The sequence below is a fragment of the Corynebacterium frankenforstense genome, assembly GCF_030211955.1.
Classification (GTDB): Bacteria; Actinomycetota; Actinomycetes; order Mycobacteriales; family Mycobacteriaceae; genus Corynebacterium; species Corynebacterium frankenforstense_A.
Map to the genome: position 1 here is coordinate 76,495 of NZ_JASODI010000001.1, position 11,867 is coordinate 88,361.

12 protein-coding genes are annotated in these 11,867 nt (G+C 70.0%); 4 read left to right on the forward strand and 8 right to left on the reverse strand.

Annotation, left to right across the window (positions count from 1 at the left end):
• Positions 1 to 79 precede the first annotated feature (79 nt).
• Positions 80 to 1,183 (forward strand): DUF3500 domain-containing protein, encoded by a 1,104-nt coding sequence (locus QP119_RS00385; protein WP_284772882.1) that lies wholly within the window; start codon positions 80 to 82, stop codon positions 1,181 to 1,183.
• A 62-nt stretch (positions 1,184 to 1,245) separates the two neighbouring features.
• Here QP119_RS00385 and QP119_RS00390 read toward each other — a convergent pair whose 3' ends face one another.
• Together QP119_RS00390 and xseA are read right to left on the reverse strand one after the other, a co-directional pair.
• A complete protein-coding gene (locus QP119_RS00390) occupies positions 1,246 to 1,587 on the reverse strand; it encodes an exodeoxyribonuclease VII small subunit (protein ID WP_284772883.1) in 342 nt (113 codons plus the stop codon).
• A 54-nt stretch (positions 1,588 to 1,641) separates the two neighbouring features.
• Positions 1,642 to 2,883, reverse strand: coding sequence for an exodeoxyribonuclease VII large subunit (gene xseA, locus QP119_RS00395; protein WP_284772885.1), 1,242 nt, complete (start codon positions 2,881 to 2,883; stop codon positions 1,642 to 1,644).
• 150 nt (positions 2,884 to 3,033) lie between these two features.
• Between xseA and QP119_RS00400 the strand changes: the two genes are divergently transcribed.
• Positions 3,034 to 4,020, forward strand: coding sequence for a 4-hydroxy-3-methylbut-2-enyl diphosphate reductase (locus tag QP119_RS00400; protein ID WP_284772886.1), 987 nt, complete (start codon positions 3,034 to 3,036; stop codon positions 4,018 to 4,020).
• A 38-nt stretch (positions 4,021 to 4,058) separates the two neighbouring features.
• On the opposite strand, the gene QP119_RS00405 is transcribed toward QP119_RS00400, so the two are convergent.
• Genes QP119_RS00405 through QP119_RS00415 form a run of 3 tightly spaced genes read right to left on the reverse strand, consistent with a single transcriptional unit; the run spans position 4,059 to position 7,640 of the window.
• Positions 4,059 to 5,012 (reverse strand): DUF6542 domain-containing protein, encoded by a 954-nt coding sequence (locus tag QP119_RS00405; protein WP_284772887.1) that lies wholly within the window; start codon positions 5,010 to 5,012, stop codon positions 4,059 to 4,061.
• Positions 4,993 to 6,165, reverse strand: a complete 1,173-nt coding sequence (locus tag QP119_RS00410) for a DNA recombination protein RmuC (RefSeq protein ID WP_284772889.1) — start codon at positions 6,163 to 6,165, stop codon at positions 4,993 to 4,995. Before QP119_RS00410 ends, QP119_RS00405 begins: the two co-directional genes overlap by 20 nt.
• 35 nt (positions 6,166 to 6,200) lie before the next feature.
• Positions 6,201 to 7,640, reverse strand: coding sequence for an AI-2E family transporter (locus QP119_RS00415; protein WP_284773053.1), 1,440 nt, complete (start codon positions 7,638 to 7,640; stop codon positions 6,201 to 6,203).
• A gap of 268 nt (positions 7,641 to 7,908) precedes the next feature.
• Here QP119_RS00415 and ychF point away from each other — a divergent pair, with 268 nt between their 5' ends.
• Positions 7,909 to 8,994 (forward strand): redox-regulated ATPase YchF, encoded by a 1,086-nt coding sequence (ychF, locus tag QP119_RS00420; RefSeq protein WP_284772890.1) that lies wholly within the window; start codon positions 7,909 to 7,911, stop codon positions 8,992 to 8,994.
• A 12-nt stretch (positions 8,995 to 9,006) separates the two neighbouring features.
• Here ychF and QP119_RS00425 read toward each other — a convergent pair whose 3' ends face one another.
• The 3 genes from QP119_RS00425 to QP119_RS00435 form a co-directional block, all read right to left on the reverse strand.
• The gene (locus QP119_RS00425) at positions 9,007 to 9,366 is read right to left on the reverse strand and encodes a hypothetical protein (protein ID WP_284772891.1); all 360 of its coding nucleotides are present in this window, start codon (positions 9,364 to 9,366) and stop codon (positions 9,007 to 9,009) included.
• 67 nt (positions 9,367 to 9,433) lie between these two features.
• Positions 9,434 to 9,976, reverse strand: a complete 543-nt coding sequence (locus QP119_RS00430) for a DUF488 family protein (RefSeq protein ID WP_284772892.1) — start codon at positions 9,974 to 9,976, stop codon at positions 9,434 to 9,436.
• 51 nt (positions 9,977 to 10,027) lie between these two features.
• The gene (locus QP119_RS00435) at positions 10,028 to 10,522 is read right to left on the reverse strand and encodes a putative glycolipid-binding domain-containing protein (protein WP_284772894.1); all 495 of its coding nucleotides are present in this window, start codon (positions 10,520 to 10,522) and stop codon (positions 10,028 to 10,030) included.
• A 351-nt stretch (positions 10,523 to 10,873) separates the two neighbouring features.
• Between QP119_RS00435 and QP119_RS00440 the strand changes: the two genes are divergently transcribed.
• Positions 10,874 to 11,854, forward strand: coding sequence for an NAD(P)-binding domain-containing protein (locus tag QP119_RS00440; protein WP_284772895.1), 981 nt, complete (start codon positions 10,874 to 10,876; stop codon positions 11,852 to 11,854).
• Positions 11,855 to 11,867: the final 13 nt, after the last annotated feature.

Below are 11,867 nucleotides of genomic sequence, written 5' to 3' on the forward strand. Positions count from 1 at the left end.
ACGGGATCCCGCGCAACGCTGCGGGAGTTCACAGGGCCACACTCAGCCCGCACACAGGTCCGGGAGCACAATGGAGAGCATGCGTTTGACGTCCAGGTCCGCGACCCCCGTCGGCTTCCGCCGTCGGCGGCGCCGCGTGGCCGTCCTTGTGCCGCTGGTCGCACTCGGTGTGATCAGCGTCGGCGGCGTCGTGGCGCTGGTCCGCAATGACACCCTGACCTCGGCCCGCGGCGAGGAACCCGAGTCACTGGCCGTCGGTTCCCTGGTCGCGCCCACCGAACGCGGCGCCGCCGGGGCCGAGCAGGAGCCCGACGACGCCGGCCACGGCACCGGGGTCCTGCGCGCGGGCTCCGTCGGCGCGGACCCGACCGCCGCCGGCGGCGCGATGGCCACGGTGACCGTCAGCGCGGTCGATTTCCTGGAGTCCCTCGACGACGTCCAGCGCGCCCAGCTGACCGGCCGCGGCCTGGACACCCGGGAGCTCGACGGCCGCCAGCTGGCCGCCGGCAAGCGGCTCGCGCGCGTGCTGGTCAGCGACGACGCCTACTCCGCGCTCTCCGAGAGCGGCGACGGGGACGCCAGCGACGACCTGCGCCTGCGGATGAGCGGCGACCCGCTCGACGGCGACGCCTGGTCGGTGCGCGCCGACGGGGAGTCCCTCGACGTCGGCGCGGCCGTCGACCCGAAGCGCAGCACCGTCACCGTCGCCCCGGCCCGGGCCAGCTACACCGCGGCGGACAACGGCCGCGGCGCGGAGCCGCGCAACCCGGTGCTGGGCATGTACGGCTCGGCCTTCGCCTTCTTCAACTCGCTGACCCACGAGCAGCGCTCGGCCGTCTACCAGAACTCCACGCCCGAGGCCTCCGACTGCCTCGAGGACGTCTCTTGCACCCGCCCCGAGGTCGACGGGCTCAAGGGCAGCGAACTCAACGACGCCCAGAAGCACCTGCTGCTCGACATGGTCGCCGACTGGGTCGACCTGACCTCGCAGAAGTCCGGCAAGGCGGTGCTGCGCGAGTTCACCGCGGACATCGACTCCGTCTCCGTCGAGTGGTCGGGCTCCACCGTCTACGACCTGTCCCAGGGCGGCGGCATCGGCCTGCGCCTGAAGGGCTCGCCCGGCTACTTCGAGTTCGCAAACTCCGACTGGACCGCCGCGCGCAGCGTCTACCTGCGCGGCTGAGCGGCCCGCCCCCCCTCAGACAGATTGACGACGCCGCGCGTGCGGCGCCGTTTTCGTCTTTGTTACTGCTGCGCGTTCGCCCCGGTGCTCTGCGCGCCCGCGCCGCCCTCCTGCCCGGCGCCGTCGCGGCGGGAAAGGGCGTCCTCGACCTTCTTGGAGGCCCGCGCGAGCTGGCGCTCGCAGTGGCCGGCCAGCTCCTCGGCGCGCTCCCAGTAGCGCAGGGACTCGTCCAAGCTCATCTGGCCGAGCTCGAGGATCTTGACGATCTCGACGAGCTGGTCGCGCGCGGTCTCGTAGTTGAGCTGGTCGACCGGCGGGAAGGCGTCCTCGCCGGGCTCGCCGGTGCCGAAGGCGTCGCGGTTGGCGTGCTGCTGGTTGGGCTGGTTGGCGTTCGGCTGGGTCATCGTGGTTCTCCTCTGGAAGTTGGCGGGGCGGGTCAGTCGGCGGGGCGGGGCGGGTCAGTCGGCGGGGCGGGTGGACATGCCGGCGGCGGTGATCGAGCCGTCGGTGACCCGGATGCGCAGCTGGCTTCCGGGCGGGGCTTGGCCGATCTCGGTGACCACCTCCGGCGGGGTGCCGTCGCGCGGGACGACCTGGACCACCGAGTAACCGCGGGCCAGCGTGGCGGCCGGGCCGAGCGTGGCCACCCGGGCGCGCAGCCCGGTGACCCGCTCGCGCTCGCGGGCGAGCAGCTGGCTGATGTCGCGGCGGGCCAGGTCGAGTGCGCGGCCGATCTCCTCGCGCCGGGTCTCGATCGGGGTCATCGGGTTAGCCAGCACCGGCCGCGAGCGCAGCTGGGCGAGGCCTCGCTCCTCGCGGCGCACCCAGTTGCGCAGGGCGGCCGCCGCCCGGGCGCGGGCCTCTGCGAGCAGGTCGCGCTCGGCGGCGACATCCGGGACCACGCGCTTGGCCGCGTCGGTGGGTGTGGCCGCGCGCAGGTCGGCGACGTTGTCGAGCACCGGGTGGTCCGGTTCGTGGCCGATCGCGGAGACGACCGGGGTGCCGGCGGCCGCCACGGCGCGCTGCAGGGCCTCCTCGGAAAACGGCAGCAGGTCCTCGACCGAGCCGCCGCCGCGGGCGATGATGATGACGTCGACCTCCGGGTCGGCGTCGAGGGTGCGCAGCGCCTCGATGACCTTCGGCGCGGCGTCGGCGCCCTGCACGGGCGTGTGCACCGTGCGGAAGGCGACCTCGGGCCAGCGGTCCTCGGCCACCGAGCGCACGTCGCGCTCGGCGGCGGAGTCGCGCGAGGTGATCAAGCCGATGAGCTGCGGCAGGTACGGAAGCCGGCGCTTGCGGGAGGGGTCGAACAGCCCCTCGGCGGCCAGCTGGTTGCGCAGCGCCTCGATGCGGGCGAGCAGCTCGCCCACGCCGACGGGACGGATCTCGGTGGTCCACAGCGAAAACTCGCCGCGCCCCGCGTAGAAGGCGGGTTTACCGCGCACGACGACCCGCGCGCCGTCGTCAAGCGGCATCGGCGAGTCGCGCACGAGCTTGGCCGGGCACGTCAGCTTCACGCTGGCCTGGCGCTCGGTGTCGCGCAGCGTAAGGTAGGCCAGCTTCCAGTTCGGCTTCGCGGCGACCTGGGTGAGCTGACCTTCGACCCAGATCGTGCCCATCCGCTCGACCCAGCCCTTGACCATGTCGTTGAGCCGGCTGACGGGGACCGGCCGTTCGGCGCTGGTGACCATTTTGCCCATGGCGCAGAGTCTATCGCCGCCGCGCGACGGCCCGCCGGGCGCACCGGAGCGGCCGGTGGAAGACGCCACGGACGGGTGTGAGGCTGTGGATAACCGGACCCGCGCGCTGTGCGTTGTGCCCCGTGGACAGGGCTGGGTACGGTGGGGCGCATGAGTGAAGGAGACAAGCAGGTGCTGCTCGCCGCGCCCCGCGGCTACTGCGCGGGTGTCGACCGTGCGGTGGAGACCGTGGAGAAGGCGCTGGAGAAGTACGGCGCCCCCGTGTACGTGCGCAAGGAGATCGTGCACAACCGCTACGTGGTGGACACGCTGGCCGAACGCGGGGTCATCTTCGTCGACGAGACCGACGAGGTCCCCGAGGGCGCCCACCTGGTCTTCTCCGCCCACGGCGTCAGCCCCGCGGTGCGCGACTCGGCCGACGGGCTGCAGCTGCGCACCCTGGACGCGACCTGTCCGCTGGTGACCAAGGTCCACAACGAGGTCAAGCGCTTCGCCCGCGACGGCTACCACATCCTGCTCATCGGGCATGAGGGCCACGAGGAAGTCGAGGGCACCGCGGGTGAGGCCCCGGAGGTCACCCACCTTGTCGACGGCGTCGAGGGCGTGGCGAAGCTCCCGGACTTCCTCGACGACGAGAAGCTGATCTGGCTGTCCCAGACCACGCTGTCGGTCGACGAGACCCTGCAGATCCGCCAGGAGCTGCACCGGCGCTTCCCGCAGCTGGAGGACCCGCCGAGCGACGACATCTGCTACGCCACCCAGAACCGCCAGGTCGCCGTCAAGGCGATCGCGGAGCGCTGCGAGCTGATGATCGTCGTCGGCTCCCAGAACTCCTCGAACTCGAAGCGTCTGGTGGAGGTCGCCCTGCAGGCCGGCGCAGAGGACGCCCACCTGATCGACTACGCCGAGCAGATCGACCCGGCGTGGCTCGAGGGCGTCACGACCGTCGGCGTGACCTCGGGGGCGAGCGTGCCGGAGATCCTGGTGCGCACCGTCGTCGAGCGCCTGGGGGAGTACGGCTTCGGCGGGGTCGAGGAGGTCACCACGGCCTCCGAGACGATCACCTTCGCGCTGCCGCGTGACCTGCGTCCGGCGCGCACCCGCAAGGGCGCGGCCCGGGCGGCCCAGTCCTCCTAGGGACTCCGGGGGCCTGCGCCTCCCGGGCCCCTTGAGGCTCAGTCCTCGTAAAGGTCGCGGTTGAGCGACTCGCGGCGCTGACGCCGCGCTTCGTTGCGGCGGATCAGCTCCTGCACCGTGACCTGCTGGCTGCGGCGCTTGGCGCGGTCCGAGGTGCGCTCGCGGCGGTCGCGACGGCCCTTGCGCGAGCGGCGCTCGCCGCGCGGCTCCTCGACCCCGGCGTCGGGGGTGCGCCGACGGATGGGGCGCCCGGGACGCTCGGTACGCGCGGAGACTTCAGCACGCCCGGTACGTTCGCTGCGCTCAGCGCTCTCGTCGCGATCGGGGCGCTCGTCGCGCAGGACACGCGGGACACGCGTCGAGGCGGCGGCACCGGCCACGGTGGCCTCGTCCTCGCGCACACCCTCGCCCGGTGCCGCGGTCGCGGTGGTCGCCGTGGCCGCCCGGCCCTCGCCGGCACCGGCGCCTGCGCGTCGGCGGGCCCGGGTGGCGGTGGTGCGGTTGCGGCGGTCCGCCTCGGCGTCGCGGCGCCGCCTGGCCTGCCGCTGGCGCTGGCTGCGCGCCAGGTTGCGGTGCAGCAGGTGCAGGCGCAGCCAGGCGATCAGGGCGGCGCCGGCGACCACGAGCGCGAGCACGGGGAAGAACTGGAAGACCGGGTAGATCATCGTGATGATCGCCGTGGTCGAGGTGCCCGAGACGTTCGGGCTGAGCTGGCGGCCGATCAGCCAGGCCGTGGCCAGCGTGAACACCACGAAGGTCAGCGGCATCGTGGCGACGGTCAAGAAGAGCCCCCGCGGCTGGGTGAACAGGGCGACGACCACGGCGGCGACGGCGAAGCACGTCAGGTAGAGGGCGCCCATCTCCTGGTTGAGCAGGCTGATGAGCATCCCGGTGGCCAGCGCGGCGACCACGATGGCCACGCCGGACCACACCGGCAGCCCGACGGCGCCGAGGTCGGAGGCGGTGCGGAATCTACGGGTCGTGTGGGACACGGTCCGCAATCTTACCGTGGCGTCCGCCCTCGACCGATGCGGGTCGGGGCCGCGTGGCGGGCTGCGGGTCGCGCACCTCGCGGTCGGTGCGGACGGGCACACCCATCTCGGCGAGCCTGCGGGCCGTCACCCCGACGCGCGAGTCCAGGGAACCCAGCGTCGAGTTGTAGGCCTCGACGGTGCGGTCGAGGGCCCGGCCGACCTGCGCGTAGTGCTCGTTGAGTGTGCCCAGGCGGGTGTAGAGCTGGCGACCCAGCCGGTGGATCTCGCGGGCCTTGTCGGAGAAGTCCTCCTGGCGCCAGCCCAGCGCCACGGTGCGCAGCAGCGCGAACAACGTGGTGGGGGTGGCGATGACCACGGAGTTGGCCATGCCGTACTCGAGGATCTCGGGGTCGACCTGCAGCGCGGAGTCCAGGAACGGGTCGGCGGGCACGAAGAGCACGACGAACTCCGGGGTGGGGGAGAAGGCGGCGACGTACTCGCGGCGGGCGAGCTCGACGACATGCGAGCGCAGCTGGTGGGCGTGGCGGCGCAGGAAGGCGGCGTGCTCCTCCGGGTCGTCGGTCTCCAGGGCGTCGAGGTAGGCGGCGTAGGGCACCTTCGCGTCGACGACGATGCTGCGCCCGCCGGCGAGGTGGACGACCATGTCCGGCTTGACCAGCTTGCCCTCCACCCGGGCGGTGACCTGGGTGTCGAAGTCGCAGTGCTCGACCATGCCGCCGAGCTCGACGACGCGGGAGAGCTGCATCTCGCCCCAGCGGCCGCGCACCTGCGGCGAGCGCAGCGAGGCGACCAGCCGGTCGGTGCGGTCGGAGAGCCTCGTGGAGGTGCGCGTCATCGCCTGGACCTGGCTGGTCAGCGCGGCCATGGTGGCCGCGCGGTCGCGGTCCATGCCGCGCAGCTCGGCGCCGAGGCGGCCGACGGCCTCGTTGAGCGGGGCGATGGAGGCGGCCACGTCGGAGACGCGGGCGGGCGCGTTCGCCGTGGCGGCGTCGGGATTGCTGACGCCCCACCCGTCGCCGTTTCCGGTCCCGTCACCGCGGGCGACCTCGCGCCCGGGCGCGGTGGCGGAACGGCCGCGCCCCCAGGCGAGCCAGCCGCCGACGACGCCGAGGACGAGGCCGACGAGCAGGGAGACAATGTGAATCGTCATGCCTCCCAGACTGGCACAGGCGCGCGGTGGGAGTCCTAGCGGCGGCGCAGTTTATCGAACACGGAGGCGACGCGGCGTGCGCCGGCGGCGGTCGCGGTGCCGACCGCGGCGGTGCGCCGGGCGAAGCCGGAGCGACCCTCGCCTGCGGCGTCCCCGCGCTCTGCGCCGCCGAACCAGCCGCGCCCGCCGAAGCCGGGGCGGTGGCCGTGGCCGGAATCTGTGGCGCCTTCAGGCGCCGCCTCCGCCGGGGCGTCGGGGTCGCCGGCGGCGGCGACGCGCACGGCGTCGTGAAGCTCGGCGCGCATGCGCTGGCCCTCCTCCTCGGCGACGGTGCCCACCGCGACACCGGCGCGGGTCTTGAACTCGATCTCGTCGAGGCTGCGCTCGCCGGAGCGCAGCATCATGATGTCCTGGCTGTAGCGGAAGGCCACGGCGATCATCGCGGCCATCGGCACGGCCAGGAAGGCGCCGGCGATGTTGAACAGGCCGCCGCCGACGGTGACGGAGACCAGCACGATGACCGGGTGCAGGTTCATCGCCTTCGACTGCAGCATCGGGGAGAGCACGTTGCCCTCGAGCTGCTGGACGGCGACGATGAGCACGAGCGTGATCAGCGCCTCCGGCACGCCGAGGGAGACCAGCGCGATGAGCACGGCCAGCGCGCCGGCGCTGACGGCACCGACGATCGGGATGAAGCCGGCGACGAAGGTGATGATCGCCAGCGCGAGCGCCATGGGCACGCCGATGAAGTACAGGCCGACACCGATGCACAGCGCGTCGACGGCGGAGACGACCGCCTGGGCGCGGATGTAGCCGCCCAGCGAGCGCCAGGCGCGGGTGAGCAGCTCGGTCAGGTGCCAGCCCTGGCGGCGGCCGACCACGCGGCGCACCCAGGGCAGGAACTTGTGGCCGTCCTTGAGGAAGAAGAAGGTCAGCACGAAGACGACGACGAGGGTGAACGCCATCGAGGTCACCGTCGAGATGCCCGCGAACACGCCGCCGGCGATGGTGCCGGCCTGGTTCTGGATCCAGGAGACGGCCTCGTTGATGGCCTGGTCGAAGTCCTCGCTGTCCAGGTTGACCGGCGGGCCCTGCAGCCACAGGCGCAGCCGCTGGATGCCCTCGACGGCCTGCAGGATCATTGCCTGCGACTGCCGGGCGACGTCCGGGGCGACCACGGCGAAGAGGCCGCCGACGACGCCGAAGAAGCCGAGCAGCGTGATCAGCGCGGCCAGCCCGCCGGGGACGTGGTGGCGGCGCAGCCAGCCGGTCGGGGAGGCCAGCACCGTGCACAGGATCAGGGCGATGATCACGGGGAAGATGCCGGCCCAGAACTTGCCGAGCACGAACCACGCGCCGTAGAGCGTCACGCAGATGACGAGGACCTGCACGCAGACCTTCGCCGCGTCGCGCAGGGCGCGTAGCATGACCACGGAGCGGTCGACCTCGTCGTTGGCGGTGTCCACGGTGCTCATCGCGTCGGTGCGGCGGGCGTCGCTGACCGGCGTGTACGGCTCCTCTTCGGGGGCGGTGTGCTCGGCGTCGGGGAGCTGGTCCGCGGCCTCCGCCGCGATTGCCGACGCCGCGCGGGCGTCGCCGTCGCCGGGTACGTCACGGCGGTGCGTTGTCTCCTCGTTGTCACTCACGCCCACCATCTTGCCGTACCCGCGCGACGGCGGCCCGTGGGGTGGTGGCACGGCCCGGCCGCCGGCCGCTGCGGGCCAGCGGCTAGGATGGGCGCCCGTGAGCCTTACTCTTGGAATCGTCGGTCTGCCCAACGTAGGGAAGTCCACCCTGTTCAACGCCCTGACACGCAATGACGTGCTCGCGGCGAACTACCCCTTCGCCACCATCGAGCCCAACGTCGGCCTCGTCGAGCTGCCGGACAAGCGGCTCAAGCGCCTGGCCGAGATGTTCGAGTCCGAGCGCATCCTGCCGGCCACCGTGTCCTTCGTGGACATCGCCGGCATCGTCAAGGGCGCCTCGGAGGGCGAGGGCATGGGCAACGCCTTCCTCGCCAACATCCGCGAGGCCGACGCGATCTGTCAGGTCGTCCGCGCCTTCGCCGACGACAACGTCGTCCACGTCGACGGCGAGGTCAACCCGGCCAGCGACATCTCGGTCATCCAGACCGAGCTGATCCTCGCGGACCTGCAGACCATCGAGAAGGCCGTCCCGCGCCTGGAGAAGGAGGCGCGCAAGGACAAGGAGCGCGCCGCCGAGCTCGAGGCCGCCAAGAAGGCCCAGGCCGTGCTCGAGGACGACCGCACGCTTTTCGCCGCCGCCAAGAACGGCGAGATCGACCTGGCCGACCTCAAGGAACTGCACCTGATGACGGCCAAGCCCTTCCTCTTCGTGTTCAACTCCGACGAGGAGGTCCTCACCGACGAGGACCGCAAGCAGCAGCTGCGCGAGCTGGTCGCCCCGGCCGACTGCGTCTTCCTCGACGCCAAGAGCGAGGCCGAGCTCCTCGAGCTCGACGAGGTGGAGGCCGCCGAGCTGCTCGCCGCCGTCGGCCAGGAGGAGCCGGGCCTGCAGACGCTGGCCAAGGCCGGCTTCGCCACCCTGGGCCTGCAGACCTACCTGACCGCCGGGCCCAAGGAGGCCCGCGCCTGGACGATCCACCAGGGCGACACCGCCCCGCAGGCCGCCGGCGTGATCCACTCCGACTTCGAGAAGGGCTTCATCAAGGCCGAGATCGTCAGCTTCGACGACCTCGACGAGCTCGGCTCCATGGCCGAGGCCCGCGCCCACGGCAAGGTCCGCCAGGAGGGCAAGGACTACGTCATGCAGGACGGCGACGTCGTGGAGTTCAAATTCAACGTTTAGCGTTTAACGCTGTTACCAGCGGAGGTACTCTCCCACCACAGCGCCTCCGAGTTCGTTGAGGTCGGGGGCGACGACGTTGGCGCCGGTGCGGTTGGCGAGGGCATCGATAAGCGAAACGAGCCCTGGATCATCCCCGAGGCGGAAGAAGGTGATCTTCGTCCCGCGTTTGGTCACCGTGTCAAGCGCATCGACTGTGCGCGCGAGCGTGGTGCGGTCGGTCGGCCAGTTGAAGTAGGCCTCGCCCCATTCGGTCAGGATAGAGGTCGGCTCGCCGTCGGTGCCGATCCCATCCGAGCTGGTGGATGCGGTGGAGCCGCTCGTGGACGAGGTTCCGGAAGGCGTGGCGGCGTTGAGATCGCGCGCCTTACGCATCGTGTGCCTGCCGTGGCTGCCGCAGCCCCAGTCAGAGTTTCCTTACCCTTGGCCGCTGGTGTAGGCGCTACTCCCGCGCGGGGTAGCGCACGAGGAGGTCGTCGCCGACCACGGCGCCGTCGTTAAGCGTTGCTTTGCGTATCGACGCACCTTTGGCCCCCAACCCCATCACGTGCTCCACCTCGTCCCCGTGGGCGAGGAGGTGATCGGCGATGATGCGGCGGTGGCAGCGCCACCACACCGCCTCGGAACACATGATGGCGGTCGGCGTGTGAGCGGCGTGCTGGCGCAGTTTCTCCAATGCTGTTGAGAATTCTTCACCCAGGGCGTGGTCGGCGTAGTTGTGGAAGCTGCGGTTTTGCCAGTTGGCGTTGACTTCGAACGGGATCGTCTTGGATACGTTGCGCCGCCCCGCCAGACCCTCGTTCTTCATGTAGTCGATGCCGTGCTCGGGGAGGTGCTGGGTGAGGGCGTCGTCGTTGAACCACGGGTACTTCCGTGAACCGGTCAGCTTGCGTACATCGACGACTGCCGCGACCCCGGCTGCCTGAAGCATTCGCGCGAACTCGTCGAATTCGAGGTTGGAGTGGCCGATGGTGAAGATGCGCATGGGTGCCACCGTACCCCTAACCCGAGGTGCTCCTGAGCGGAGCCGCCTGAATCAGACGCGCTGGGCGAGATCGGGGTAATGTACGACCGCTCCGTCGCTGTCCATTTCTAATTCGATGTCGACTCCACGTGTTCCGCTTGCGTAGCGCACTGTCTTAGAGTCGATTGAGCTGTCGTACTGGTCCGAAGCGATCACTTCTAGCGATGGCATATCAATCCAGGCCATGATGAGTTGCGTCTTAGGAACCTGAGCTTCCAAAAGCCCCAAGCGGCGAATGGGCATCGTGTTCGTGAGCGGGCAAAGGCCGAGTTCATAATCCAGCGCGTCTTCCAGGTCTGCTGAACGAGCAATTCCCGGGGAGGGCAGATCTGTTGGCTGGGTGCCCTCTTCTTTGGTCTGCGACGACCATACGTCCTGCTCGGACCTGACGAGTTTGAGGCTCCGCTCCCAACCATCGCCTTCAACGTTCACCGTCACATTTTGGGGCACCCAGTTCTCCGTGGCCTCTAGTGCCCAGGTTGCCCGGTAACCCTCTCCGTTTTGCACTCCGGTGGCCGATTAACCGGCTCCGTGAAATCGAACCGTAGCCTCGTTCCGGATGACGGGGTTGACTATGTGCACCTACCTGTAGCTGCGTTCCACGGTGGTTAGGCTATCGAGAGACCATGCATGGGAAAGCGGGTAGTCGGCTGCAGCCGGGCCCGAGGAGAGTGTTGCGGTTCTGTAGTTTTGCGGGGACGCTGACTAAAGTCGCGGGCACGAAGCGCTTGTCCATCAGAATGGTGGCGGTGATTTTGGCCGTCGCAGGTGTTGTCGCGTTTGCGTGCGGTGGCCAGCGCCCGAATCACCGGCAGGCGGCGCTTGAGGTCCCCGTGGGTGCAATGGCGGTGCTCTCCAATGACTGAGCACCACACTGCCATTGTCGTCGGTGGTGGCCAGTCCGGTTTAGCTACGGCCTATTATCTGCGGCGCTTCAAAGTGGATTTTCTGGTACTGGACAACCAGGAAGAACCCGGCGGCGCATGGTTGCATACGTGGCCTTCACTGACACTTTTCTCGGCCGCAGGGTTCGCCAATCTCCCCGGCTGGCCTATGCCGCGGTACCCGGGGTACCCGCCAGCAAGCCATGTCATCGACTATCTGGAAGGTTACGAACACCGGTACGACCTCCCGGTTAGGCGCCCAGTGCACGTCCACAGCGTGTCCCACGAGGAAGGGATGTTCTCCCTAGATACCAGCGCCGGTCAATTCACAGCGGAACACGTTATCGCGGCCACAGGCACGTGGTCCGCGCCCTTCGTGCCCCACTATCCCGGCACCTTCCACGGACGCCAGTGGCACTCGTCCACTTACCCCGGTCCCGAACCGTTTCGCGGCGCGAAGGTCGCGGTGGTCGGTGCGGCCAACTCGGGTGCCCAGATCGCCGCAGACCTCATTGGGACGTCGGAGGTCACATGGTTCACGCGTGAGGAGCCGCGTTGGATGCCCGATGACGTCGACGGCCGCGATCTCTTTCTCAGCAGCCGCCGCCGGATTCTCGGCGCCGATTCCGGCCGGAACCTCGGGGACATTGTCGCACTTCCTCATCTACGTGAGCTCCGCAACTCCGGTCAGCTCACCGCTACCGCCATCTTCGATAGCCTGAGCGAGCTCGACCACGACCACTTGATCTGGTGCACCGGTTTCCGTCCGGCCCTCGGCCCATTCCGCCACCTCATGCGCGGCCGCGAACCTGAAGTGGAGAATCTGCATCTAGTCGGTTACGGCAACTGGACCGGCGACGGCTCGGCAACGCTGATGGGGGTGGGGCCCTTTGCCAAACACACTGCCCAGGTAGTCGCGGGCCGTGTCGATGAAGCTCGGCATCAAAAGTTTTGAGATGACGCTTGGT